Source organism: Tessaracoccus pujii, assembly GCF_054483895.1.
Genome location: NZ_CM137012.1, coordinates 1,196,372 through 1,220,294 on the forward strand (window position 1 = coordinate 1,196,372; position 23,923 = coordinate 1,220,294).

The 23,923-nt window shown below is 68.7% G+C and carries 26 protein-coding genes; 9 read left to right on the forward strand and 17 right to left on the reverse strand.

Going from position 1 to position 23,923, the window contains the following annotated elements:
• Positions 1–100: 100 nt before the first annotated feature.
• The 6 genes from era to ACX1D0_RS05890 all read right to left on the reverse strand — a co-directional run bounded on the left by era (position 101) and on the right by ACX1D0_RS05890 (position 5,570).
• Positions 101–1,027, reverse strand: coding sequence for a GTPase Era (era, locus tag ACX1D0_RS05865; RefSeq protein ID WP_459019942.1), 927 nt, complete (start codon positions 1,025–1,027; stop codon positions 101–103).
• A complete protein-coding gene (locus ACX1D0_RS05870) occupies positions 1,020–2,333 on the reverse strand; it encodes a hemolysin family protein (protein WP_459019943.1) in 1,314 nt (437 codons plus the stop codon). The genes era and ACX1D0_RS05870 overlap by 8 nt, the downstream gene beginning before the upstream one ends.
• Positions 2,334–2,381: 48 nt before the next feature.
• The gene (locus ACX1D0_RS05875; RefSeq protein WP_459019944.1) at positions 2,382–3,635 is read right to left on the reverse strand and encodes an APC family permease; all 1,254 of its coding nucleotides are present in this window, start codon (positions 3,633–3,635) and stop codon (positions 2,382–2,384) included.
• Complete coding sequence (ybeY, locus tag ACX1D0_RS05880; RefSeq protein ID WP_459019945.1) at positions 3,608–4,066, reverse strand: rRNA maturation RNase YbeY; 459 nt, start codon at positions 4,064–4,066, stop codon at positions 3,608–3,610. Before ybeY ends, ACX1D0_RS05875 begins: the two co-directional genes overlap by 28 nt.
• Entirely contained in the window at positions 4,063–5,061 is a 999-nt protein-coding gene (locus tag ACX1D0_RS05885) for a PhoH family protein (protein WP_459020399.1), read from the reverse strand. Before ACX1D0_RS05885 ends, ybeY begins: the two co-directional genes overlap by 4 nt.
• A gap of 74 nt (positions 5,062–5,135) precedes the next feature.
• On the reverse strand, positions 5,136–5,570 hold the full coding sequence (locus ACX1D0_RS05890) for a DUF5709 domain-containing protein (RefSeq protein WP_459019946.1): 435 nt from the start codon (positions 5,568–5,570) through the stop codon (positions 5,136–5,138).
• Positions 5,571–5,698: 128 nt separating this feature from the next.
• Between ACX1D0_RS05890 and ACX1D0_RS05895 the strand changes: the two genes are divergently transcribed.
• On the forward strand, positions 5,699–6,436 hold the full coding sequence (locus ACX1D0_RS05895) for a queuosine precursor transporter (protein WP_459019947.1): 738 nt from the start codon (positions 5,699–5,701) through the stop codon (positions 6,434–6,436).
• On the opposite strand, the gene tgt is transcribed toward ACX1D0_RS05895, so the two are convergent.
• The 4 genes from tgt to hrcA are packed head-to-tail and all read right to left on the reverse strand — an operon-like array spanning position 6,403 to position 10,570.
• Entirely contained in the window at positions 6,403–7,644 is a 1,242-nt protein-coding gene (gene tgt, locus ACX1D0_RS05900) for a tRNA guanosine(34) transglycosylase Tgt (protein ID WP_459019948.1), read from the reverse strand. The genes ACX1D0_RS05895 and tgt overlap by 34 nt on opposite strands.
• Positions 7,641–8,375 carry a 16S rRNA (uracil(1498)-N(3))-methyltransferase gene (locus ACX1D0_RS05905; protein ID WP_459019949.1) on the reverse strand — a complete coding sequence of 245 codons (735 nt, stop codon included), beginning with the start codon at positions 8,373–8,375 and terminating at the stop codon, positions 7,641–7,643. Before ACX1D0_RS05905 ends, tgt begins: the two co-directional genes overlap by 4 nt.
• Positions 8,372–9,532, reverse strand: coding sequence for a molecular chaperone DnaJ (dnaJ, locus tag ACX1D0_RS05910; RefSeq protein ID WP_459019950.1), 1,161 nt, complete (start codon positions 9,530–9,532; stop codon positions 8,372–8,374). Before dnaJ ends, ACX1D0_RS05905 begins: the two co-directional genes overlap by 4 nt.
• Positions 9,533–9,565: 33 nt before the next feature.
• On the reverse strand, positions 9,566–10,570 hold the full coding sequence (gene hrcA / locus ACX1D0_RS05915; RefSeq protein WP_459019951.1) for a heat-inducible transcriptional repressor HrcA: 1,005 nt from the start codon (positions 10,568–10,570) through the stop codon (positions 9,566–9,568).
• Between the two features lie 67 nt (positions 10,571–10,637).
• Between hrcA and ACX1D0_RS05920 the strand changes: the two genes are divergently transcribed.
• The gene (locus tag ACX1D0_RS05920) at positions 10,638–11,408 is read left to right on the forward strand and encodes an MBL fold metallo-hydrolase (protein WP_459019952.1); all 771 of its coding nucleotides are present in this window, start codon (positions 10,638–10,640) and stop codon (positions 11,406–11,408) included.
• A gap of 1 nt (position 11,409) precedes the next feature.
• Here ACX1D0_RS05920 and ACX1D0_RS05925 read toward each other — a convergent pair whose 3' ends face one another.
• Genes ACX1D0_RS05925 through ACX1D0_RS05955 form a run of 7 tightly spaced genes read right to left on the reverse strand, consistent with a single transcriptional unit; the run spans position 11,410 to position 17,574 of the window.
• Positions 11,410–12,183: an inositol monophosphatase family protein gene (locus ACX1D0_RS05925; protein ID WP_459019953.1), complete on the reverse strand. Its 774-nt coding sequence runs from the start codon at positions 12,181–12,183 to the stop codon at positions 11,410–11,412.
• 27 nt (positions 12,184–12,210) lie between these two features.
• Positions 12,211–13,056, reverse strand: coding sequence for a DUF3097 domain-containing protein (locus ACX1D0_RS05930; protein WP_459019954.1), 846 nt, complete (start codon positions 13,054–13,056; stop codon positions 12,211–12,213).
• Between the two features lie 58 nt (positions 13,057–13,114).
• The gene (hemW, locus tag ACX1D0_RS05935; RefSeq protein ID WP_459019955.1) at positions 13,115–14,305 is read right to left on the reverse strand and encodes a radical SAM family heme chaperone HemW; all 1,191 of its coding nucleotides are present in this window, start codon (positions 14,303–14,305) and stop codon (positions 13,115–13,117) included.
• A 23-nt stretch (positions 14,306–14,328) separates the two neighbouring features.
• Positions 14,329–15,432, reverse strand: coding sequence for a 1-propanol dehydrogenase PduQ (locus ACX1D0_RS05940; protein ID WP_459019956.1), 1,104 nt, complete (start codon positions 15,430–15,432; stop codon positions 14,329–14,331).
• On the reverse strand, positions 15,429–16,787 hold the full coding sequence (locus ACX1D0_RS05945) for a PocR ligand-binding domain-containing protein (protein WP_459019957.1): 1,359 nt from the start codon (positions 16,785–16,787) through the stop codon (positions 15,429–15,431). Before ACX1D0_RS05945 ends, ACX1D0_RS05940 begins: the two co-directional genes overlap by 4 nt.
• Positions 16,775–17,227, reverse strand: coding sequence for a EutP/PduV family microcompartment system protein (locus ACX1D0_RS05950; protein ID WP_459019958.1), 453 nt, complete (start codon positions 17,225–17,227; stop codon positions 16,775–16,777). The genes ACX1D0_RS05945 and ACX1D0_RS05950 overlap by 13 nt, the downstream gene beginning before the upstream one ends.
• Positions 17,224–17,574: a BMC domain-containing protein gene (locus tag ACX1D0_RS05955; protein ID WP_459019959.1), complete on the reverse strand. Its 351-nt coding sequence runs from the start codon at positions 17,572–17,574 to the stop codon at positions 17,224–17,226. Before ACX1D0_RS05955 ends, ACX1D0_RS05950 begins: the two co-directional genes overlap by 4 nt.
• Positions 17,575–17,753: 179 nt before the next feature.
• On the opposite strand from ACX1D0_RS05955, the gene pduA reads away from it, so the two are divergent.
• From pduA to ACX1D0_RS05990, 7 genes are read left to right on the forward strand one after another with little or no spacing between them, the layout of a single operon-like run.
• Positions 17,754–18,041 (forward strand): propanediol utilization microcompartment protein PduA, encoded by a 288-nt coding sequence (gene pduA / locus ACX1D0_RS05960; protein WP_459019960.1) that lies wholly within the window; start codon positions 17,754–17,756, stop codon positions 18,039–18,041.
• Position 18,042: 1 nt separating this feature from the next.
• Positions 18,043–18,819 (forward strand): propanediol utilization microcompartment protein PduB, encoded by a 777-nt coding sequence (gene pduB / locus ACX1D0_RS05965; protein WP_459019961.1) that lies wholly within the window; start codon positions 18,043–18,045, stop codon positions 18,817–18,819.
• Positions 18,820–18,833: 14 nt separating this feature from the next.
• Positions 18,834–20,495, forward strand: a complete 1,662-nt coding sequence (locus ACX1D0_RS05970; RefSeq protein ID WP_459019962.1) for a propanediol/glycerol family dehydratase large subunit — start codon at positions 18,834–18,836, stop codon at positions 20,493–20,495.
• A 10-nt stretch (positions 20,496–20,505) separates the two neighbouring features.
• The gene (locus ACX1D0_RS05975) at positions 20,506–21,168 is read left to right on the forward strand and encodes a propanediol/glycerol family dehydratase medium subunit (RefSeq protein ID WP_459019963.1); all 663 of its coding nucleotides are present in this window, start codon (positions 20,506–20,508) and stop codon (positions 21,166–21,168) included.
• 9 nt (positions 21,169–21,177) lie between these two features.
• Complete coding sequence (locus ACX1D0_RS05980; protein ID WP_459019964.1) at positions 21,178–21,705, forward strand: diol dehydratase small subunit; 528 nt, start codon at positions 21,178–21,180, stop codon at positions 21,703–21,705.
• A gap of 43 nt (positions 21,706–21,748) precedes the next feature.
• Entirely contained in the window at positions 21,749–23,572 is a 1,824-nt protein-coding gene (locus ACX1D0_RS05985) for a diol dehydratase reactivase subunit alpha (RefSeq protein ID WP_459019965.1), read from the forward strand.
• Positions 23,569–23,919 carry a glycerol dehydratase reactivase beta/small subunit family protein gene (locus ACX1D0_RS05990; RefSeq protein ID WP_459019966.1) on the forward strand — a complete coding sequence of 117 codons (351 nt, stop codon included), beginning with the start codon at positions 23,569–23,571 and terminating at the stop codon, positions 23,917–23,919. Before ACX1D0_RS05985 ends, ACX1D0_RS05990 begins: the two co-directional genes overlap by 4 nt.
• Positions 23,920–23,923: the final 4 nt, after the last annotated feature.

The window sequence follows — 23,923 nt, forward strand, 5'->3', positions numbered from 1 at the left end:
TCCTAGGAGGGCCGCGCCGCGTCGCGCGGGAATCGCCCGGGCCGTGACCAAATAGTTACCGTTAACAGCCTAAGTGCGCAGACCGGGTGAGCAGAAGGGGTCAGAAGCCGAGACGGTTGAGGAACTTCGCGTCGCGCTGCCATTCCTTCAGCACCTTGACGTGGAGCTTCAGGTGGACCCGCGTCCCGAGCAGGCGGTTGATCTGTTCGCGGGCGCGGGTGCCGATGTCACGCAGCCGCTCCCCCTGGTGCCCGATGATGATGCCCTTCTGCGAATCACGCTCCACCACGATGGACGCGAAGATGTCGGTAAGCGGCTTGTCCTCGGGCCGATCCGCCCGCGGGATGATCTCGTCGATCTCCACCGCGATCGAGTGCGGCAGCTCGTCACGCACGCCCTCGAGCGCCGCCTCGCGGATCAGTTCGGCGATGAGAGTCTCCTCGGGCTCGTCGGTGATCTCGCCGTCCGGGTAGTACATCGGACCCTCGGGCAACAGGCCCACGAGCGAGTCGCGCACCGTGTCCACCTGGTCGTCCGCCACGGCGGAGCACGGGATGACCTCGGCCCACTCGACGCCGAGCTCGGTGGCAACCTCCGAGATGTCCACGAGGTGCGAGAGCTGCCGCTCCCTGCTCACCAGGTCCGTCTTCGTGGCCAGCGCCACCAGCTTGGGGCGCCGGGGCAGCTTGGCGATCTCGCCGATGATGAACTTGTCGCCCGGACCGATGCGCTGGTCGCACGGCAGGCACACGCCCACGACGTCCACTTCGGACCAGGTGGCGAACACCAGGTCGTTGAGGCGCTGGCCGAGCAGCGTCCGGGGCCGGTGCAGACCGGGGGTGTCGATGAGGATCAGCTGCGCGTCGTCCCGGGTCACGATGCCGCGCACGGCGTGTCTGGTGGTCTGCGGCTTGCTGGAGGCGATGGCGATCTTCTGTCCCACCAGCGCATTGGTCAGCGTCGACTTCCCTGCGTTGGGGCGACCCACGAAGCAGGCGAATCCGGATCGGTACACAGGGTCAGTCATCATCGTCGCCTTCCGGGGACTCTTCGGTGGTGAGGTCCGCCTCGGTGAGGCGGCGGGCGAGGACGGTGCCGATCTGATGACGGCGACCCACCGCCCGGTCAGCGATCAGTTCGATGTCACCGACGACGGTGCGTGCACCCGGGATGGGCACCACGTTGAGCTGTTTGGCCATGAGGCCGCCGACGGTCTCGACGTCGTCGTCGTCGAGGTCCACGCCGAACAGCGCGCCGAGCTCGTCGACGGGGAGCCGCGAGGAAATCCGGTAGCGACCCTCCCCCAGATCCGCGACGGTGGGAGCGTCCTGGTCGTACTCGTCGACGATTTCACCGACGATCTCCTCGAGGATGTCCTCGATGGTGGCCAGGCCCGCGGTGCCGCCGAACTCGTCGACGACCACCACGAGGTGGGAGTGGCTGAGCTGCATCTCACGGAGTAGGTCGCTGACCGGCTTGGAGTCCGGGCAGAAGGCAGCGGGCCGCATGAGCTCGCCCACCGTCTCGTGACGCTCGGCGTCCGGGAAGTCGTAGACGCGCTTGGAGACGTCCTTGAGGTAGATGATGCCGAGGATGTCGTCGAGATCGTTGCCCACCACGGGAATCCGGGAGAAGCCGGAGCGCAGCGCCAGCGAGAGGAGCTGGCGCAGCGTCTTGTCCTGGGTGACGTAGACCACGTCCGTGCGCGGGACCATGACCTCCTTGACCAGCGTGTCGCCCAGCTCGAAGACCGAGTGGATCATCTTGGACTCGCCGGCTTCGATGAGCTCCTGCTTCTCGGCCATGTCCACCAGGTCGCGCAACTCCGCCTCGGTGGCGAACGGGCCGTCCGCGTAGCCGCGCCCAGGGGTCAGCGCGTTGCCCAGCAGGATCATCAGCTGGGCGACCGGGCCGAAGATCGTCGTGAGGCCGGAGATCAGGGGGCCGAACAGGCGGAGCGTGCGCTCCGGGTGCTGCCGACCCAGCGTGCGGGGCGCCACCCCCCAGAGGATGAACGACACGGCCAGCATGATGCCGATGGTCACCAACGAACGCTGCCAGTCCAGATCGAACTGGGTGAACACCACCAGCCCGGCCGACACGATGGAGGCGATCTCCAGCGTCATGCGGGTGAACATCACCGCATTGATCGACGGGGCGGGGTCCTCGGCGATCAGCCGGATTCGCTCGGCCCCGCGTTCGCCGAGTTCTGCCATCCGCTCGGCCCGCGCCCTGGTGGTGACGCTCACGGACGTCTCGACTGCGGCGAGGATGGAGGCCGCGACCGCACAGGCCAGGGCGATGCCAAGCTCAATCCATTCGGACTGGGTCACGGGGGCTGATCAACTCGCTCGGTTCGGGGACACGTGTGCCGCCTGAGTCTATCGCAGCGACCGTGAGGTGATCCGGCGCCAGGCGATGCCGACGATCAGCACCACCAACCCCCCGAGGATCGACTGCCACGGCAACGTCACCACCAGGATCAGGCACAGCCCCGCGCCCAGAACCTGCCACGCCCGGGCGTAGCGCCGCTCTGCGGGCCCCTGGGTGAAGGCCGCGACGTTGGCGACGAAGTAGTACAGCAGGACACTGAAGGACGAGAACCCGATCGCGGCGCGCAGATCCGTGACCAGGAGCACGAGCGTGAGCACCGCGCCCAGCGTCAGTTCGATCCGGTGCGGCACCTGGGTGCGCCGGTGCGTGAGGTCGAAGAACCGTGGGAGATCCCCCACGCGCGACATCGCCAGCCACGTCCGTCCGATCCCCGACAGGAGTCCCAGCAGGGCGCCGCCCACCGCCGCGAGCGCCCCGATGGTCAGCACGGCTCCCGCCACAGGGTGGCCGCCGGCCAACAGCGCCAGAGGGGCGACGGAGCCCGCCAGGGCGTCGGCGCCGACCAGCGCCAGCAGGCTCACCCCAACGACGGCGTACACCACCAGCACGATCACGAGCGCCGTGATGATGGCCGCTCCGATGGTGCGGCGGGGATCGCGGACCTCCTCACCCATCGTCGCCACGCGTGCGTACCCGGCGAACGCGAAGAAGAGCAGCCCGGCCGACTGCAGGACGCCGTACCAGCCCGCTGTCCCGACCGGCGCGGCCACCAGGTCTTCCACCCGACCCGTCGCGGCGCTCCACCCGAACGAGAGGACCAAGATCAGGGAAAGCAGGGCGAGACCCGCCAGCATCATCGCCGCCTTCGCGGTCCGGGTGACGCCGAGCAGGTTGACGCCGACCATCAGCCACACGGCCGCGATCGCCACCGGCACCCGCCAGGGCACAGGTGCAAGATAGGCGGCCAGAGTCATGGCCATCGCCGCGACCGAGGCGGTCTTGCCGATGACGAAGCTCCACCCGGCCAGGAAGCCGGCCCACTCACCCAATCGCTCGCGCCCGTAGACATAGGTACCCCCGGCGGCCGGGTACTGTGCCGCCAGCTGCGCCGAGGAGCTGGCGTTGCACCACGCCACGACGGCCGCCACGACCAGGCCGATGAGCAGCGCATCGCCCGCCGCCGCGGCCGCGGGGGCCCAGACCACGAAGACGCCCGCCCCGACCATGGACGCCACCCCGATGGCGACGGCGTCGCCGAGCCCGAGGCTACGGCTCAGCTGCGACCGCGCGCCTGATCCCACGCCGCGATGATCTTGTCGTTCAGGCCGAACATGACGGCCTTCTCATCCGGCTCGGCGTGGTCGTGGCCGAGGAGGTGCAGCAGACCGTGGATGAGCAGATACTCCGCCTCCCCGTCGACGCTGCGGCCGTTGTCCGCGGCCTGGCGCGCGGTCACCTGGGGGCAGAGCACGATGTCGCCCAGCAGGCCCATCGGGGGCTCCTCGTCGTCCTCCGGAGCACGGAGTTCGTCCATGGGGAAACTCATCACGTCCGTAGGGCCCGGCAGGTCCATGAACCGCTCGTGGTAGTCCGCCATGGTGGCCTCGTCGACAAGGAGCAGCGACAGCTCGGCCTGAGGATGGATGCGCAACTTGTCCAGCGCGAATCGGGCCAGCTCGATGAGACCGATCTCGTCGGCCTCGACACCGGACTCGTTGTTGAGGTCGATCACTTCGCTCCCCGGCGTTCGGTGGACAGGCTCTCGTACTGATCGTAGGCGGCCACGATCCTGCCGACCAGGCGGTGCCGCACCACGTCCCGGCTGGTCAGAGTGCAGAACTCGATGTCCTCGACGCCGTCGAGGATGCTCATCACCCCGCGCAACCCGCTCTTCACCCCACCGGGCAGGTCCACCTGGGTGATGTCACCGGTGACCACCACCTTGGAGCCGAAGCCGAGCCGGGTCAGGAACATCTTCATCTGTTCCATGGACGTGTTCTGGGCCTCGTCCAGGATGATGAAGGCGTCGTTGAGCGTTCGGCCACGCATATAGGCCAGGGGCGCCACCTCGACGGTGCCGGACGTCAGCAGCTTCGGCACCGAGTCCGCGTCCACCATGTCGTGGAGCGCGTCGTACAGCGGCCTGAGGTACGGGTCGATCTTGTCGTTGAGGGTGCCCGGCAGGAACCCGAGACGCTCGCCTGCCTCGATGGCGGGTCGGGTGAGAATGATCCGGCTCACCTCCTTGGCCTGCAACGCCTGGACCGCCTTCGCCATCGCGAGGTAGGTCTTGCCCGTGCCCGCCGGACCGATGCCGAACACCACGGTGTGGCGGTCGATGGCATCCACGTAGCGCTTCTGATTGAGCGTCTTGGGGCGGACGGTCTTTCCACGCGAGGAGACGATGTTCTGCGTGAGGATCTCCGCGGCCGCGGCATGGGGATCGTCGGCCATCTGGACCACCCGCTCCACCGTCTCGCCTGTCAGGCCCTGACCGGTGCGGAGGATGGTGACGAGTTCGGTGATCACCTCGGTGGCCTTGGCCACCTCGTTCGACGGACCGGAGACGGTGATCTGCCCGCCACGGACGTGGAGGTCCGCGTCGAGCTGGTCCTCGAGGATGCGGAGGAAGTCGTCTCTGGGCCCCAGCAGGTTGACCATGTCGATCGACGCGGGCACCGTGACGGTGCGCGTGGCGTGCTGTTGATCCAAGGAGTGCATGTTCAGGGCGGGTGTCCTTGTCTGACTGGATCGGCGCGTCCCGCCGACGAGCACCCAGTCTAGGCGTGCCCGGCGGGCACTCAGCCCTCCAGCAGCGACAGGTCGTCCTCGTCGTCCGAGATGACGTGCATGGCCGCCTCCTCGGCGCTGGCCGCGCCCCCGCCGTATCCGACGTCCACGCCCAGCGTGTGCTCAGCGCCTCCGCCGCCGTGCACGGCCATCAGGCGTCCGGCCCGCACGGCTCCCACCTCGCGCGGCTCATGGGTGGGGTTCCAGTCCTCGTCTGCGGTGACCGGCTCGGGGTCCTCCTGCTTCAGGCGCATCTCGAGCGTCTCACCACGGCGCATCTCTTCGGGCGTGTTGCCGAACCCCTGGGCCGGCGACCATCGTTCGGGCGTCACGTAGCCTTCGTCCAGGACGTCCTCGACACCGCGATCGATCAGCGAATCCGCAGGCTGCAACTGGTCGAGCTGCTCCGATTCGTCGGGCACGTACTCCATTGCATTGTCGTCCATGAATGAAGTTTGCCACCGTCCGGGGCACTGCGCGGGGTTACGCGCAGGGTGCCGACGAACTGGTCCCGGGCTTGTGGCGCGCCCGCGTGGGGCCATCTGGCAGTTGGATGTCGGCGTATAATGCGGCGGTGCAGCCCACAGAGACCGGACTGAAATCCACCCCGACCATCCCGTACGCCGAGCGCCCGCGGGGGGTGTTCGACGTGGTGGTGGCGCTCTTCGTGGCGCTCCTGCTGATCAGCAACATCTCGGCGGTCAAGCTCATCCAGTTCGGCCCGGAGTGGACGCCCTTCGGGATTCCCGTCCTGCCCATCATCACCGACGGCGGCGCCTTCCTCTTCCCCCTCACCTACATCCTGGGCGACGTCCTGGCCGAGGTGTACGGCATGAAGGGCGCCCGGCGCGCCATCCTGCTCGGGTTCGGCACATCGATCCTGGCCTCCGCGACCTTCCTCACGGTCGGCGCCGCACCGGCCGCGGCGGACTGGCCCAACCAGGACGCGTACGGCGCCATCCTCGGGTTCGTGCCCCGCATCGTGTTGGCGAGCCTGCTGGGGTATCTCGCCGGGCAGTTCCTCAACGCATGGGTGCTGGTGAGGCTCAAGCAGCGCTCCAGCGAAGGGTCCCTCTGGGCGCGCCTGCTGGGCTCCACCGTGGTGGGCGAGGCCGCCGACACCACGATCTTCTGCGTCGTGGCCTTCGCCGGGATCATCACCGGCGGCACGCTGCTCAACTACATCGTCGTGGGGTACCTGTACAAGGTGATCATCGAGGCGCTGTTCCTCCCGGTCACCTACCAGGTGATCAGCGCCGTCAAGCGGCGCGAGCCGAGCTATGCCGAAGCGACGGGCCGCCGCGACGCGTAGAAGCGGCCGAGGAATTCATCGCGGAAGGCGTGGAAGTCACCCGTCCCGAGTGCCGCCCGCATACGGTCCACGAGGCGGACGGTGAACCGCTCGTTGTGGATCGTGGCCAGGGTCGCCGACAGCATCTCCCTGCCCTTGAACAGGTGGTGGAGGTAGGCGCGCGTGTAGTGGGTGCAGGTGTAGCAGTCGCACCCCTCCTCCAGCGGCTCGAAGGACCGGCGATGCCTGGCCGTGTTCACGTTGAAACGGCCGTCGGCAGTGTAGATGGCGGCGTTGCGTGCCACACGTGACGGATTGACGCAGTCGAACGTGTCTGCACCCTGTTCGACGGCAGCGAACAGGTCGTCGGGCTCCGAGATGCCGAGAAGGTGGCGTGGTTTGCCCTCCGGCAGTTCATCGACCATCCAGCCGACGATGGATCCGAGGCGTTCCTTCTCGAGTGCGCCCCCCAAACCGAAACCGTCGAACCTCTGACCGTCGACCTCCGCCTCTGCCAGACCGCGCGCCGCCTGGCGACGCAGGTCCTCGTACTGCGCGCCCTGGATGACGCCGAACAGGGCCTGGTACGGCCTGCCCGAGCGCTCATCGGTGAGCCGTCGGTGCTCCGCCAGGCATCGCTCCGCCCAGCGATGCGTCCTGCGCACCGAGTCTTCCTGGTAGCTGCGGGTGTTCATCAGCGTGGTCAGCTCGTCGAAGGCGAACATGACGTCCGCCCCCAGTTCGTGCTGGATACGCATGGAGATCTCGGGCGTGAACCGGTGCCGGTCTCCGTCGAGGTGGGACGTGAACGTCACGCCCTCCTCGTCGACGTGCGCCATGCGCGTCTTGCCCTCAGCGATGACGTCGTCATCTGCCAGGCCGGAGGTGTCCATGGCCAACACCTTCTTGAACCCGGCGCCGAGGCTCATCACCTGGAACCCGCCTGAGTCCGTGAAGGTGGGGCCGGGCCAGTTCATGAAGCGGCCGAGCCCGCCCGCCTCGTCGATGAGGTCCGAGCCTGGCTGCAGGTACAGGTGGTACGCGTTGGCGAGCACCGCCTGCGCGCCCAGGTCCGCGACGGCCTCAGGTAGCACGGATTTCACCGTGGCCTTGGTCCCCACGACGATGAAGGCCGGGGTCTGGACGTCACCGTGCGGGGTGTGGATGACGCCGGCGCGGCCTCGTCCGTCCTCGAGCCTGCGCGTGACCTCGAACGAGAAGCCTGTCACGGGCGGCGAGCCAGGACGTCGAGCTGCCCGAGCGCCACCGCGGCCGCTGTCGAGGTGCGGAGGACACCGTCGCTGATGCTGACCGGCTGGGCGCCCGCCTCGACGAACCGGTCCAGTTCCTCCGGCGAGATTCCGCCCTCCGGTCCCACGATGACCACGCCGGTGCCCTCCTCGGGAAGTTCGACGTCCGCGATGTGCTGCGCGGCGTCCTCGTGCAGCACGAGGGCAACATCGACGCCGGAGATGGCGGTCACGACGTCGGTGGTCGACACCGCCAGGACCTCCGGCACGTAGAAGCGCCGCGACTGCTTGGCGGCCTCACGGGCGATGGCGCGCCACTTCTCCAGCGCCTTCTCCCCCCGTTCACCCTGCCAACGTACGACGGACCGGGTGGCCTGCCAGGCCAGGATCTCGCGCGCGCCGAGTTCGGTGGCCATCTGGACCGCGAGGTCGCTGCGGTCGCCCTTGGCCAGCGCCTGCACCACCCCCCACACGAGGGCGGGCGAGGGCACGGCGATGACCTCCAGGATCTCGGTGACCATCTCGCGGCGGCCCACCTCGATGACCTCGGCCCGCACCGCGAGGCCGCTGCCATTGGACAGCAGCACGTTCTCTCCCACGGCGACACGCTTGACCGAGACGGCGTGGTGCGCCTCATCGCCCGTCACCACCACCCGCCCACCGGGGGCCAGGTCCCCGGGAAGGTCGGCGATGAAGAGGGGGTCGGTCACGAGAACCACTCGGAGAGCTTGTTGAACACGCCCTTATGGCCCTTGGCTGCGATGGCCTCCGGGATGGACTCGCCGCGCTCCTCCGCCAGCTCCCGCAGCAGTTCGCGCTGCCGGTCGTCGAGCTTCGTGGGCGTCTGCACGAGCAGCGTCACGCCGAGGTCACCGCGGCCCCCACCGCGCAACCGCGGCACGCCACGCCCCTTGAGCGCGATCCGGGTGCCGGACTGCGTGCCCGCCGGGACCTCGACCTCGACGGTGCGGTCCTCCAGGTCCGAGGACTCCCACTCCGCCTCCAGGGTGCCGACGTCCACGGTGGTGCCCAGCGCAGCGGCCGTCATGGGCAGCTTCACCACCATCTCGAGGTTGTCGCCCTCACGGCGGAACGTCTCGTGCGGCTGCACGGTGAGCTCAACGTACAGGTCCCCTGCCGGTCCTCCGCCGGGGCCGACCTCGCCCTGGCTCTCCAGATGGATCCGGATCCCGGTGGACACGCCGGCGGGGATGCGGACCTGCAGCGTCCGCGCGGTGCGCACCCGGCCCTCGCCGGAGCATTCGCCGCACGGCCGCGGGATGACGGTGCCGTAGCCCCGGCACGTGGGGCACGCCTGCGAGGTGCGGATGTCGCCGAGGAAGCTGCGCTGGATCTGGGTGACCTCGCCGGCCCCGTCGCAGGTGCTGCAGGACACCGGCTCGGAGCCGGGCTCACCACCCTTGCCGGCGCACTTCGGGCACACCACGGCGGTGTCCACCCTCACCGGCTTGGTGACCCCGAACACCGCCTCGTGCAGCTGGAGCGAGACGCGCACCAGCGCGTCCTGGCCCTGCCGGACCCGGGAACGCGGTCCGCGTCCGCCGGCGGCCCCGAACATGGCGTCGACCAGGTTGGAGAAGTCGAATCCGCCCGCGAACCCGCCGCCGAAGCCGGAGAACCCGGCACCCTGGCTCATCGGGTCTCCGCCACGGTCGAACACGGCCCGCTTGTTGGGGTCGCTGAGCACCTCGTAGGCCTCGTTGAGTTCCTTGAATTTCTCCGCGGCGCCCTCTTCCTGGGCGACGTCCGGGTGCACCTTCATGGCTCGGCGGCGGTAGGCCTTCTTGATGGCCTCTGGGCTCGCGTCGCGTTCCACGCCGAGAATGTCGTAGTAGTCCTTGCTCATATCTTCTCTTGGGTCAGCCTTCGGATGGGGGGTCTAGCCTTCGGTGAGGAATCGGCTCACGTAGCGCGCCACGGCTCGGACCGCGGCGATGTGGGACGGGTAGTCCATGCGGGTGGGGCCGACGACGCCCAGGCTCGCGGAGCGGTCCGCCCCGTAGCCGGACGCGATCAGGCTGGTCGTGCGAAAACCCGCCGCGGTGTTCTCCTCGCCGATCCGGACGGTCACGTCGTCGCCGGCGGCCTCGCCGAGCAGGCGCATCAGGACCACCTGCTCCTCGAGGGCCTCCAGCAGGGGGCGCAGGTCCGATTCGAACGTCCGGCTGGACGCGAGGTTGGGCAGTCCAGCGACGACCACGTGCGCGGCCGGCTCGGCGGCGATGGCCTCGAGCACGGCGGCGACGACGGGGGCCGCCAGCGGCCGGTCATCCGGGGACACCACGTCGAGCATGGACGCCAGCGCCCCGGCTGCGTCCGCGGGTGAGCGGCCGACGATGGCCTCGGCGATCCGGTTGCGCAGCGCCTGCAGCCGGGACTCGTCCATGATGGGCGTGTCCAGCATGGTCTGGTCCACCCGGCCAGAGGATTGCACGACGATGACCAGCATGCGCTCCGGGGTGAGCAGCAGGAGGTCCACGTGGCGGACCTGGGTGCGCTGCGCCACGGGGTACTGGACGATCGCCACCTGGCGCGTGAGCTGGGCCAGGAGCCGCACGGTGCGCATGACGAGATCGTCGACGTCGGCGGTGCCGCTGAGATAGGTGGTGATGGCGCTGCGCTCCGCCGGCGACAGCGGCTTGATGTGGGCCAGCCTGTCCACGAAGAGGCGGTACCCCTTGTCCGTGGGGATCCGGCCGGCGCTGGTGTGGGGCTGCATGATGTAGCCCTCCTCCTCCAGCACAGCCATGTCGTTGCGCACCGTGGCGGCGGACACGTCCAGCCTGTGGCGCTCGACGAGAGCCTTCGAGCCCACGGGCTCACGGCTGGAGACGTAGTCGGTCACGATCGCCCTCAACACATCGAGCTTGCGGTCGTCGAGCATGGTCACCTCCCCAGCTAGCACTCACAGACGGCGAGTGCCAGTGTAACCGCCATCTATGCTGGCTGCCATGACGCTCGCCTGGACCCCCGTGACCGACCGCGTGTTCGTGACCACGCTCGAACCGCACCGGGTCAACGTCGGGTTGATCGTCGGAGAGCGCGCCGCTCTCCTGGTGGACGCCGGCAACACTCCCGGGCAGGGTGCACAGCTCGTCGCGTCCGCGGCGGCGACGGCCGGGGTACCCGTGACGCACGTCGTGCTCACCCACGGCCACCACGATCATGTGGGCGGTCTCGCGGGCATGACCGGTGTCGAGGTCGTCGCCCACGAGAACCTGGAGGATGCCGCGGTGACGCGGACCTTCTCCATGGCGCTCGCGGTGGATCTGGGCGGGCAGCGGGTCGAGCTCCTGCACTTCGGGGACGCGCACACCCGCACTGACGTCGTCGTGTTCGTGCCCGGCGAGAACGTGGTGTTCACCGGCGACCTGCTCGAAGAGGGCGCCGACCCCCAGATCGACGCCTCCACGTCACTGGCCAACTGGCCGACAGTCCTCGACGGCGTCCTGGGGGCCAGCAACGGCGGCACCCGCTTCGTGCCCGGGCACGGCGCGGTCGTGGACCGCGAGTTCGCGTTCGTCGCGCGCGCCGAGATCGCGATGCTCTACAGCTCCAGCGAGATGCTGATCCACCAGGGGCTCACGGCCGAGGCAGCGGCGACGGCCGTCGAGTGGCCGTTCTCCGACGAGACTCTGGCGGTGGCGCTGCCCAAGGCGTATGCGGAGCTGGCCGCCAAGGGCGTGCTGCCCAAGCGCCAGCTGCCCATCCTCAACCTCTGACCTAGCGCTCCGGCCAGTTCTGCTGCGCGGTCATCCAGGTGAGGGTGTCACCGGCGACAACGAGTCCACGCGACTTCGACTGCAGGGTGTAGGACAGTCCGTCCATGGTGCGGCTGACCCCCCCGGACTCGGTCACCATCAGCGATCCGGCCAGGTGGTCCCAGGGGTGCAGCGTGGTGTAGACGAGGAAGTCCACGTCGCCGTGCAGCACCAGGGGATAGTCGAAGGCGCAACACCACCGGCTCTCCACCACCGGGCTCAGCCGTCCTTCCGCGGTGTAGCCATGGAGGGAACGTTTCGACGTGGCCCCGAGCGGCGCCCGCTCCGTGCGTGGCCGGTCGATGGGGGCGCCGTTGAGGCGGGCCCCGGCCCCGCGCTCGGTCGTGTAGGAGCGCCCGGTGCGAGGCTGATAGATCCAGCCCCGGGTGGCGACGCCGCCGCGCACCTCGGCCAGCATCACGCCGAACTCATCCTTGCCCGCGACGAAGTTCCGGGTGCCGTCGATCGGGTCGATGATGAACGCGTGCTCGGCACCCCGCACGCCCGCGAGCAGCCCTGGATCCGAGTGGACGGCCTCCTCGCCGATGACGACCGCGGAGGGGTAGGCCGCCTTGAGAAGGCGCGTGAGGTACACCTCCGCCTCGCGGTCCGCCACCGTGACGAAGTCACCGGGGCGCTTCTCCTCGATCTCCCCCTGCGCCAACTGGCGGAAACGGGGCATCACCACTTCTGCTGCCGTCTCCTTCAACAGATCGGCGATGCCCTCGGTATCCATGCGGCCACCCTATCGGGGCGGCGCGGGTCAGCTGTCGCTGAGGTGGTCCTGCGTCACGAAGTCGATGAGCGTCTCCACCTGCGTGAGGAGTTGGGGCTCCAGGTCACGCCAGCTGTCCACGCGGGCCAGGATGGCCTGCCACCCGCGCGCCACGTCGGCCTGGTCTGCGTGCGGGAGTCCGAGGGCCTGAAGCGTGCCCTTCTTGAAGTCGACGTCGCGGGGCACGTCCGGCCACGCCTTCCGTCCGACGCGTTGCGGCTTGACCGCCTGCCAGATGTCGATGAACCGGTGCCCCTCGATGAGGACGGTGTCACGGTAACCGGCGCGATAGACCTGCTGGGCGATCCGGGACTCCTTGCTGCCCGGGACCAGGTGATCGACGAGGACTCCCAGGCGGCGGCCCGGTTCGGGTGCGAACTCGGCCACGATCCCGGGAAGGTCGTCGATGCCACCGAGGAACTCGACGACGACCCCGACGTGGCGGAGGTCCTCACCCCAGACCTTCTCGATGAGCTCGGCGTCGTGGCGGCCCTCGACGTAGATACGGCTCGGCAACGCGACCTTCGCCTTCGCCGGTTCGACGGAGGCCCGGGATCCCGAGGCTGTGTACTGCGGCCTGGCCGGCGTCCCTCTGAGCGGAGGGCGCAGCGCCACCGGCTGTCCCTCGAGGAGGAAACCCGCACCGAAGGGCGCCGCGCGCCGCTTGCCCCGGCGGTCCTCCAGAAGCACCAGGCCGTTCTCCCAGCCCACGACAGCGCCGCAGAACTCGTCGAACTCCACCACGAGGTCCAGCTCGATGGGTACGTCACGAGTCTGCTTGAGGTGGGCCTTCTGCCAGCCCGGGGCCAGCACGTCTCCTGAGTAGCGATCCACGGGTCGCGACGCTATCAGCGCAGCTCGGCGTTCGGCGGGCGCGACACCCCTTGCCCGGTCAGTCCAGCAGGTCACGCACCACGCCGTCGGCCAGAAGCCTGCCGTCGCGGGTGAGCCGCATCCGGTGCTGGTCCACCACCGCGAGACCGCGCCGCACGATGGCCGTGACGCGGGCCTCCTCCGACGGTGTGAGGATGTCCAGCGGGATCCCGTCGGCCAGCCGGAGCTCCAGGAGAACCCGCTCGACGCGCCGGTCCGCCTCCCCCAGGACCTCACGCGCCAGCGCCGGCGACTCACCTGCGGCCAGTGCGGCCGCGTAACTGCGGGGATGCTTGCGGTTCCAGAAGCGGACGCCACCGATGTGCGAGTGTGCGCCGGGGCCGATCCCCCACCAATCGGCGCCCCGCCAGTAGGCCAGGTTGTGGCGGCATTCGCCGCCGGGCCTGGCCCAGTTGCTCACCTCGTAGTTGGCCAGTCCCAAGGCGTCCAGTGCCTCGTCGGCGAGGAGGTACTTGTCCGCCAGGTCGTCGTCGTCCGGCATGGGCACCTCCCCGCGCCGCACCTGCGCCGCCAGGCGGGTGCCCTCCTCGACGATGAGGGAGTAGGCGCTGACGTGGTCCACGGGGGCGGAGGCCACCGCGTCGAGGCTGGCGCGCCAGTCGTCGAGGGACTCCCCCGGCGTGCCGTAGATGAGGTCCAGGCTCACGTGCTCGAATCCGGCCTCCCTCGCCCATCCCGCCGCCTCCAAGCCTCGCCGGGGGGTGTGCTGACGCTCCAGCACGCGCAGCACATGCGGCACCACCGACTGCAGGCCGAGCGAGATGCGGGTGAACCCCGCCGCGCGGAGGGTGTCCAGATACTCCGGGGACAGTGTCTCGGGGTTCGCCTCGGTGGTCACCTCAGCACCGGGCTCCACCTCGAAGCGCTCCCGGACCGCGCTCAGCAGCCCCGCCAGGCCCTCCGCCGGAAGCATGGTGGGCGTGCCGCCCCCGAAGAAGACCGTCTCCACCCGCCGGGGGCCCAGGATGCGGGCCGCGAGCTCCACCTCGGCGAGCGCAGCGCCCACGTAGGTGTCCGGTGAGAGGTCACCCAGCTCGCTGGGCGTGTAGGTGTTGAAATCGCAGTAGCCGCAGCGCACCCTGCAGAAGGGCACGTGGACGTAGAGCGACAGTGGCCGGCCGTGATCCAGCGCGGATGCGGGGAGGGAGCCGTCGCGAGGGGCCGGGTCGCCGTCAGGGAGGTGTGCCACCCGGCCAGCCTACGGCGCGATCCTCAGCCGAGCTTCCGCAGAAGGAGCACCAGATCCTCGCGGGTGGGTTGCACCGGGTTTGACGGGGTGCAGCCGTCCTCCAGCGCCGAGGACGCCATCTGGTCGATCGCGGCCCGGAACGCGTCCTGTGCCACACCTGCCTCGACGATCAGCTCAGGGATGCCCAGCTGCTGGTTGAGGCGACGGATCCCCGCCACCAGGGAAGTCACCGCCGCCGAGCCGGTGGCCGACGGGGTCACGAGCCTGCCGAGGCGGGCGTAGCGGGCAGCGGCCAGCGTGCTGCGCTCGGCGTTGAAGGCCACGACGTGCGGCAGCAGCATCGCGTTGAGCCGGCCGTGGGCGACCGGGAAGTGACCGCCGAGGGCGTGCGCCAGGCTGTGGGTGATCCCCAGCCCCACGTTGTCGAAGGCCATCGCCGCCAGGCAGGACGCGTTGTGCATGTGACCGCGGGCGTCGCGGTCCTCACCGTGGGTGTAGCAGCGCACGAGGTGGACGAAGACGAGTTCCACGGCCTTTTCTGCCAGGGCGTCGGAGAAGTCGCAGGCCCCCGTCGACACGTACGCCTCGACCGCGTGGGTGAGGACGTCCATGCCGGAGTCGGCGGTGATCCGCTGCGGCACCCCGATCACCGCCTCCGGGTCCAGGATGGCGAGGCGCGCCACCATGTCCGGTGAGACGAGCGGGATCTTGGTGTGGGTGCGTTCGTCGGTCAGCACGGCGAAGGACGTCACCTCGGAGCCCGAGCCGCTCGTGGTGGGGATGGCTATCAGACCCTCCGTGGCGCCGAAGCCGGAGTCCAGCGCCGCCTTGTGCATGGCCTTGGCCGCGTCCATCACCGAGCCTCCGCCGTAGGCGACCACGACGTCGGGCCGCGCCTCCAGGTACACCGCCACTCCCTTGCTGATGGTGGCGATGGTGGGGTTGGGCACCACGTCGGTGAACCTGGTCACCCGCTGCCCCAACCGCTCCAGCACCCGCGCGAAGACCGGCGTGGTGGAGAGGAACTCGTCGGTGACGAGGAACACCCGCCGAGACGCGAAGTCGTCGAGCGCGGTGAGCGCGTCCGGCCCCATCCGGACGTGCGTGCCCAGCCGGAACTCCCTCATGGCTGACCCTTCTGCGCGTGCTCCTGGCGGTACTGACTCGGCGTCACGCCGACGAGCTTCTTGAACGTGCGGGAGAAGTAGTTGGCGGGCTGGAACTCCAGCTCGGTGGCGATCCTCAGCACCGGCTTGGAGGTGTGGATCAGCATGAACTTGGCCCGCTCGAGCCGCTTGCTGGTGACGTAGTTGATGAAACTCTGCCCCGTCTTGTCCTTGAATCGTCGGGCGAAGTGTGACTCGGACCACATGAGGTACTCGGCCGCCTTGGCTGAGGTGAGAAAGCTGGTGGGGTCCTTCTCGACCTCGTTGAGCAGGGTGGCGATCGTGCGCTCCCTGGGCAGCAGGTCCGGCTCAACCAGGTTGTGCAGCAGGATGATGAGCTTCTCGCAGTACACCTGGCACTCGTAGCGGTTGAGGTCCGGGCGGCGCTTGTTGCGGTTGCGGATCACCACCTGGGAGATGTCGCGGCCGTGGTGCACGCCCTCACTCGACGCCAGCCCGATCAGCAGGTCCTCGAACTCCGCCAGCTTCGAGGCCTGGATCTTCTGGCTCCACCGTGGCAGCAGCCGGTCGAGGTAGAGGCCGAGGAGCTCGAGGTTGGCGGCGACGTTGGCGTCGTGGAGATTCGCCGCGACCCTGCTCGCGTCGAGGTCGGCTGATGGGGGCTGGGGGTCAGACTGGATCGGTACCAGCGGCAGGGCCTTGGACTTGCCCAGGAGGAGCGGCGCCAGCACCTGGTTCTGCGGGGAGGCTGCCACTGCGATGGGCTGAAGCCGGCCCAGGTACGGCCCGGTCGCAGCCGGGAGGTAGTAGCTGGTGCCGCGTCGCGTCAGTGAGTCGTTGGCCAACCGCACGATGGCGTCGGCGGCCGACTCGAGCTTCGAGAGTTCGACGACCTTCACCTGGTCCAGCAGGTCGGCCACGGGCCCGGCGTCGGTGAGCGAATCCGTGCTGCCGAGGATCTTGCCCAGCGATTCCTGCCCCTTCGTCAGGAGAACCTGACCGGCAAGGATGGCGCCGAGGTAGTGCTGGCCCATCACGATGGACACCGAGAAGTCGACGAGGCCCGCGTGACAGCGGTACAGGAACGGCTTTCCCTCCAGCGCGGACTGGAACCCGCCGTGCGCGTCGCAGGAGAAGCAGCGGCGCCGGATCTCCGGATCCTGGCGGAGGAACTGGCAGAGGGCGCTGAACTCGGAGGCGCGCGTCACGGGACTGCCCATGGAGTCCACCGTGATCATCGCAAGCCCGGTCTCCACCGCGAAGTCGTCCTGGATGCGCTGGAGCTGCTCCAGGTCGATCAGCGTGCGCAGGTCCAGGCCCGCGAGGCGGTCGTCGCGGACCTCTACGACGGACACAGCACCTCCCGGACGGCATCGAACCCCGCGCCGCTGACGGAATCGACGGGCAGGACGGGCGCGGCGCCCGCGTCGCGCAGGAGCGCGCTGGCCGCGGCGACCTCCTCGGCGGTGGCCAGGTCGGTCTTCGTGACCACGCCGATGACGTCACGGTTGAACGAGGTGGCGAACCCGGGGGGGATCCGCGCGCCGCCCGTGGTGGGATCCACCATCAGCACGACGAGATCCACGTCGAAGGCCACCACCTGGAGCGCGCTCCGGAGGCGGCCGTGCTGCAGGAACTCCCCAGGGGTGTCGACGATGCCGTCGAAGGCCTCGATCGCCTGGGTCTTGACGTACTCGATGTCCTCGTCGCGCAGCCGCTGCCGGAAGGTCGTCTTGCCAGATCCGACACTGCCGACCAGCAGGATCGACGGACACTCCACGCCGGCCGCCGTCATGTCCGCGTCACCGGGGCCGGAGTGAAACCGAGCACCGACTCCAAGGTGTCCACCACACCGCGCAGGGCGGCCTCAACGTCGCCCAATCGGCCGACGATGAGGAGCGACCCCGAGAACCGGTCGACGAAGGCCAACTCCACGCCGGCCGACTTCGTTGCCACGTCAGCCGCGATCACCGCAGCCTCCCCCGGCGTGATGGTGAGGACGCCGACGGCTCCCCGACTCTTCGACGTCAACCCGATCTTGGCGTAGAGATGCTCGTCTGGGTTGGCGATCACGTGGGCGAGCGTCACCTGCTTGCCCGGGACGAACTCCTGAATGATGCGCTGCTTGTCCTGCACGTCCATGAACCACCTCGTTCCACTGTGCGAGCACCACACTAACCCGCCCCCTGGGATCCTCAACGGCTGGGGCACGCCTGAGCAGGAATGTGTAACAAGTGGCCGACTCCGTGTACCGGAAGCCTGCCTATCGTGACCAGCGAGGTGACCAGAGTCGGCCACTTTCCAAACGACGAAGGAGTCGAGTGATGCAAGAAGCACTAGGCATGGTCGAGACCAAGGGATTCGTAGCGGCCGTCGAAGCGGCTGACGCGATGGTGAAGTCGGCCAACGTCCAACTCATCGGCAGCGAGAAGATCGGCGCGGGTTTCGTGACCGTCTTCGTCCGAGGCGATGTCGGAGCCGTGAAGGCGGCAGCCGACGCCGGCGCGGCAGCCGCCAGCAAGGTCGGCGAGCTGGTGAGTGTGCACGTGATCCCGCGCCCGCACACCGACGTCGAGAAGATCCTCCCCGGATGCGCGAAGCAGGCCTGACATGTCGGATGAAATGATCAACAAGGTCATGGCTGAAGTCATGAAGAAGATGGGCGACAGCGCCCCCACCCCGGCCGCCGCCGCGCGGCCCGCGGCCACCGAGTTCGTCGGCACCAACGCCCTGGGAGACACCATCGGCCTGGTCATCGCCAACGTGGACCCCCAGCTGCACCAGATGATGAACCTGGACCCGAAGTACCGCTCCATCGGTATCGTCGGCGCACGCACCGGCGCCGGACCCCACATCTTCGCCGCCGACGAGGCCGTCAAGGCCACCAATTGCGAGGTCCTCACCATCGAGCTCCCCCGCGACACCAAGGGCGGAGCCGGCCACGGCTCCCTCATCGTCTTCGGTGCCGAGGACGTCTCCGACGCCCGCCGCGCCGTCGAGGTGACGCTGTCCGAGCTGGACAGGACCTTCGGCGACGTGTACGGCAACGAAGCCGGCCACCTCGAGTTCCAGTACACCGCGCGTGCCTCGCACGCTCTGGCGAAGGCGTTCAACGCCCCGATCGGCAAGGCCTTCGGGATCACCGTCGGAGCCCCGGCCGCCATCGGCGTCGTGCTCGCCGACACCGCTGTGAAGGCCTCGACCATCGAGGTGGTGGGCTACGCCAGCCCCGCCGCCGGCACCAGCTACTCCAACGAGGTCATCTCCTTCTTCAGCGGTGACTCCGGCGCGGTCCGGCAGGCCATCGTCGCCGCACGCGAGGTCGGGCGCGCCCTGCTCGGCTCGCTGGGCACCTACCCCGAGTCCTCGACGACTCCCTACATCTGAAGGATGACCAACCCATGAGATCCAAGAGGTTCGAGGCGCTCGACGCGCGCCCGGTCAACCAGGACGGGTTCGTCAGCGAATGGCCTGAGGTGGGCCTGATCGCGATGGACAGCCCCAACGACCCTAAGCCGTCGATCCGCATCGAGGGCGGCAAGGTCGTCGAGCTCGACGGCAAGGCCTGCGCCGACTTCGACATGCTCGACACGTTCATCGCCACCTACGGCATCAACCTGGAGCGCGCCGAAGAGGCGATGGCCATCGACTCGCTCCAGTTCGCCCGCATGCTGTGCGACATCAACGTCCCCCGCAGCCAGATCATCCCCCTGACCACCGCCATGACGCCGGCGAAGGCCACCGAGGTGGTCGGCATGATGAGCGTGCTCGAGATGATGATGGCGGTCACCAAGCTGCGTGCCCGCAAGCAGCCCGCCAACCAGTGCCACGTCACCAACGTGCAGGACCACCCGGTCCTCATCGCTGCAGACGCCGCCGAGGCAGGCATCCGGGGCTTCGCCGAGATGGAGACCACGGTCGCCGTCGTGCGCTACGCCCCGTTCAACGCCCTCAGCCTGCTGGTGGGCGCCCAGACTGGACGCCCCGGCGTGCTGACCCAGTGCGCCGTCGAGGAGGCCACCGAACTGCAGCTCGGCATGCGCGGTCTGACCGCCTATGCCGAGACCGTGTCGGTCTACGGCACCGAGGCGGTGTTCATGGACGGAGACGACACCCCGTGGTCGAAGGCGTTCCTCGCCTCCAGCTACGCCTCGCGCGGCCTGAAGATGCGCTTCACCTCCGGCACCGGATCCGAGGTGCAGATGGGCTACGCCGAGGGCAAGTCCATGCTCTACCTGGAGGCCCGCTGCCAGTTCATCACCAAGGCCGCCGGCTCCCAGGGCACGCAGAACGGCTCCGTGAGCTGCGTCGGCGTCCCCGCCGCGGTCCCGCAGGGCATCCGCGCGATCCTGGCCGAGAACCTCATCGCGATGATGATGGACCTCGAATGCGCCTCCAGCAACGACCAGACGTTCACCCACTCGGACCTGCGCCGCGTCGCCCGCTCGCTCATGCAGTTCGTGCCCGGCACGGACTTCATCTGCTCCGGCTACAGCGCGACGCCCAACCTGGACAACATGTTCGCCGGATCGAACTGGGACGCCGAGGACTACGACGACTGGAACATCATCCAACGCGACCTCCGCGTCGACGGCGGCCTGGTCCCTGTTCTCGAGGACGACGTGGTGGCGGTGCGCCGCAAGGCCACCCGTGCGTTGCAGGCCGTGTTCCGTGAGCTCGGGCTCCCGCCGATCACCGACGCCGAGGTGGAGGCCGCGACGTACGCCCACAGCTCCAACGACATGCCCAAGCGCAACGTCGTGGAGGACCTCAAGGCGGCCGAGGAGATGATGAAGCGCACCGTGACCGGCTTCGACGTCGTCCAGGCGCTCATCAAGGGCGGCTTCGAGGACGTGGCCGAGTCCGTGTTCAAGCTCCTCAAGTGCCGTGTGGCGGGCGACTACCTGCACACGGCGGCGATCTTCGACGAGCAGTTCAACGTCAACTCCGCCGTCAACTACCCCAACGACTACGCGGGCCCGATGACCGGCTACCAGATCTCCGACGAGTTGTGGAACCGGATCAAGGACATCCGTCAGGCCGTCAGCCCGGAAAGTATTTGAGGTGACCGCAATGAGTATCGATCAGAGCACGCTCAAGCAGATCATCGAGCAGGTGGTGCGCGAGATGGCCGGCGAGGCGGCTGCCGCACCGACGTCACCCTCCATCCCGGCCGAATCGTTGGCCGGCCGGATCACCCTCACCGAGACCGGGCCCGCGCAACGAGGCACCGACCCCAAGGAGGTGGTGATCGCGCTGTCGCCGGCGTTCAGCTCCCAGATCTTCGCCACGATCATCGGGCTCCCGCACGGCGAAGTGCTGAAGCAGATCTGCGCGGGCATCGAGGAGGAGGGACTCCACTACCGGCTCCTCAAGGTGTATCGCACGGCCGACGTCGGCTTCATCGCCCACGAGGCAGCCAAGCTGTCAGGCTCGGGCATCGGCATCGGGCTGCAGTCCCGCGGCACCACCGTGATCCACCAGAAGGACCTCCCCCCGTTGAGCAACCTGGAGCTGTTCAGCCAGTCGCCGCTCATCGACCTCGACGTGTTCCGCGCCATCGGCAAGAACGCGGCGAAGTACGCCAAGGGCGAGTCTCCCTCACCGGTGCCCACCCGCAACGACCAGATGGCCCGCCCGAAGTATCAGGCCATCGCCGCACTGCTGCACAACAAGGAAACGCGGCTGTGTGATCTGACCAAGAAGACCCAAACGCTGCAGGTCAGCCAGGCCTGAGGAATCGACATGGATCAAGAACAACTCATCCGACAGATCATGGCCGAGGTCATGGCCAACCTCAACGGCGAGCAGGTCTCGTTCGCCAAGAAGCCCGCGGGAACGGCAGCCGCTGGAGGGGCTGCCACCATCGGCCGCCAGCACTACCCGCTGGCGGAGAAGCACCCGGAGATGGTGACCACCAACAACGGCAAGCCCCTCTCCGAGCTCACCTTCGCGGGGCTGCGCTCCGGCGCGCTGAAGCCCGACGACTTCCGCATCTCCTCTGAGACGCTGGAGCTTCAGGCCCAGGTGGCTGATGACTCCGGACGCGCCAGCCTGGCGCGCAACCTCCGGCGCGCGGCGGAACTGGTGAAGGTGCCCGACGAGCGGCTCCTCGAGATCTACAACGCGCTGCGCCCGTACCGCTCGACGAAGGCCGAGCTGTACGACATCGCCGCCGAGCTCGAGGGCAGCTACGGGGCGAAGGTCTCGGCCGGCTTCGTCCGCGAGGCAGCCGACGTCTATGAGGGCCGCGGACGCCTGCGCGTCGACTGACCCTCAAAAGCCCACCGCACACACCGAAGAGAGGACTCCGACGATGGGGATGGTTGCCGGCATCGACATCGGCAACGCGACCACCGAGGTCGCGTTGGCCGAGCGTCGCGGCGGTGAGCTCGTCTTTCTGGCGAGCTCAACCATCCCCACCACCGGGATCAAAGGCACCGACGCCAACATCAAGGGCGTCGTCCACGCACTGCGGGTGGCCCTCGACCGCGCCGGCAGGCTGATGGACGACGTTGAGGTCATCCGCATCAACGAGGCGGCCCCCGTCATCGGCGACGTGGCGATGGAGACCATCACCGAGACGATCATCACGGAGTCCACGATGATCGGCCACAACCCCTCCACCCCCGGCGGGCTCGGCATCGGCGTCGGGAAGACGGTCGCCATCGGTGACCTGGACTCGACCTCGACCACCGAACCGCTGATCGTGGTGGCCGACCGCAGCCACCCGCACGACGACGTGGCCCGGCGGCTCAACCACGCCTCCGGTCGCCTGACCATCACGGGCGCCATCCTTCAGGCCGACGACGGCAACCTCGTCCACAACCGCCTGCACACCAAGATCCCCATCGTCGACGAGGTCTCCCTCATCCAGAAGGTGCCCCTGGGCATGCTGGCGGCCATCGAGGTGGCCGAGGTGGGCCGGATCGTCGAGGTGCTCTCCAACCCCTTCGGCCTGGCCACCCTGTTCGGGCTGGACCCCGAGGACACCAAGCAGGTGGTCCCCCTGGCCCGATCGCTGGTCGGCAACCGCTCCGCGGTGGTCATCAAGACGCCGAAGGGTGACGTCAAGGAACGCCGCATCCCCGCCGGCACCCTCACCTTCCGCGGCGAGAACCGCCACGTCGACGTCGACGTCGACCGGGGCTCCGAGGAGATCATGGACGCGGCCCAGCAGGTGCGCCACGTCGAGGACATCGTCGGGGAACCCGGCACCAACGTCGGCGGCATGATGGAGAAGGTGCGCGTCACGATGGGGCAGCTCACCAACCACTCCCCCCGCGACATCCGCATCACCGATCTGCTGGCCGTGGACACCCACGTCCCGCGCCAGGTCTCCGGCGGCATTGCCAACGAGTTCTCCATGGAGGCCGCCGTCGGCATCGCGGTGATGGTCAAGACCGACCGGCTGCAGATGCAGCGCATCGCCACCGACATGGCCGCAGAGCTCGGAATCCCCGTCGAAGTGGGCGGAGTGGAGGCCGACATGGCCATCCGCGGCGCGCTGACCACCCCTGGGACGGCCGTGCCGCTTGCCATCCTCGACATCGGCGCAGGCTCCACAGACGCCTCAGTCATGCACGCCGACGGGTCCGGCACCTCGATCCACCTCGCAGGCGCGGGCAACATGGTCACGCTGATGATCCAGTCCGAGCTGGGCCTGGATTCGTGGGACGCCGCCGAGGACATCAAGCGACATCCGCTGGCACGGGTGGAGACGGTGTTCAACATCCGGCACGAGGACGGCACCGTCCAATTCTTCGAGGAGCCGCTGCCGCCGCACGCCTACGCACGCGTGGTGGTCCTCAAGCCAGAGGGCATGGTGCCCCTGGATCTGGATCTTCCGCTGGAGACCATCCGGCAGGTGCGGATCCGCGCCAAGGAGCGCGTCTTCGTGACCAACGCCGTGCGCGCACTCCGCAAGGTGAGCCCCACCGCCAACGTGCGCGATATCGACTTCGTGGTCCTGGTGGGCGGCTCGGCGCTCGACTTCGAGATCCCCCAACTGGTGACCAAGGCCCTGGCCGAGTACCGCGTCGTCGCGGGGCGCGCCAACATCCGCGGCACCGAGGGACCCCGCAACGCCGTCGCCACCGGCCTGGCCCTCAGCTGGGCCGAGGAAGCCGGTGCCCGATGATCGACGGCCCACCCGCCATCTGCGTCCACGTTCACCAGAGCACCACCGACGAGCAGTTGACCGATCTGCTGCTGGGCATCGAGGAGGAAGGCGTCCCCGTGGAGGTGTCGCGGCACGACCACCTCAACCCGCTCGTGCTCGCCCACGACGCGGCCGTCACCTCCCGGCTGGGAATCGGCCTCGGCGTGGCGCTGGACTACGTGGTCATCACCACCGACAAGCTGCCCGAACACCGCCCCTACGTGGCACGCCACTTCGAGCGGGGTGCGGCCGACCGGATCGTCGGCTCCAACGCCGCCCGCATCGTCAAACGCATTCCGCTCCGAAACTTCATTCGCACCACCTAGGAAA

What these genes read in the sequence shown, in the direction of transcription:
- era (WP_459019942.1), bottom strand. Translation starts at nt 1,027, where the DNA reads ATGACTGACCCTGTGTACCGATCCGGATTCGCCTGCTTCGTGGGTCGC.
- ACX1D0_RS05920 (WP_459019952.1), top strand. Translation starts at nt 10,638, where the DNA reads ATGACGCTCGCCTGGACCCCCGTGACCGACCGCGTGTTCGTGACCACG.
- ACX1D0_RS05925 (WP_459019953.1), bottom strand. Translation starts at nt 12,183, where the DNA reads ATGGATACCGAGGGCATCGCCGATCTGTTGAAGGAGACGGCAGCAGAA.
- ACX1D0_RS05955 (WP_459019959.1), bottom strand. Translation starts at nt 17,574, where the DNA reads ATGGACGTGCAGGACAAGCAGCGCATCATTCAGGAGTTCGTCCCGGGC.
- ACX1D0_RS05980 (WP_459019964.1), top strand. Translation starts at nt 21,178, where the DNA reads ATGGATCAAGAACAACTCATCCGACAGATCATGGCCGAGGTCATGGCC.
- ACX1D0_RS05970 (WP_459019962.1), top strand. Translation starts at nt 18,834, where the DNA reads ATGAGATCCAAGAGGTTCGAGGCGCTCGACGCGCGCCCGGTCAACCAG.
- ACX1D0_RS05950 (WP_459019958.1), bottom strand. Translation starts at nt 17,227, where the DNA reads ATGACGGCGGCCGGCGTGGAGTGTCCGTCGATCCTGCTGGTCGGCAGT.
- ACX1D0_RS05890 (WP_459019946.1), bottom strand. Translation starts at nt 5,570, where the DNA reads ATGGACGACAATGCAATGGAGTACGTGCCCGACGAATCGGAGCAGCTC.
- pduB (WP_459019961.1), top strand. Translation starts at nt 18,043, where the DNA reads ATGTCGGATGAAATGATCAACAAGGTCATGGCTGAAGTCATGAAGAAG.
- ACX1D0_RS05990 (WP_459019966.1), top strand. Translation starts at nt 23,569, where the DNA reads ATGATCGACGGCCCACCCGCCATCTGCGTCCACGTTCACCAGAGCACC.
- ACX1D0_RS05940 (WP_459019956.1), bottom strand. Translation starts at nt 15,432, where the DNA reads ATGAGGGAGTTCCGGCTGGGCACGCACGTCCGGATGGGGCCGGACGCG.
- ACX1D0_RS05985 (WP_459019965.1), top strand. Translation starts at nt 21,749, where the DNA reads ATGGGGATGGTTGCCGGCATCGACATCGGCAACGCGACCACCGAGGTC.
- dnaJ (WP_459019950.1), bottom strand. Translation starts at nt 9,532, where the DNA reads ATGAGCAAGGACTACTACGACATTCTCGGCGTGGAACGCGACGCGAGC.
- hrcA (WP_459019951.1), bottom strand. Translation starts at nt 10,570, where the DNA reads ATGCTCGACGACCGCAAGCTCGATGTGTTGAGGGCGATCGTGACCGAC.
- ACX1D0_RS05975 (WP_459019963.1), top strand. Translation starts at nt 20,506, where the DNA reads ATGAGTATCGATCAGAGCACGCTCAAGCAGATCATCGAGCAGGTGGTG.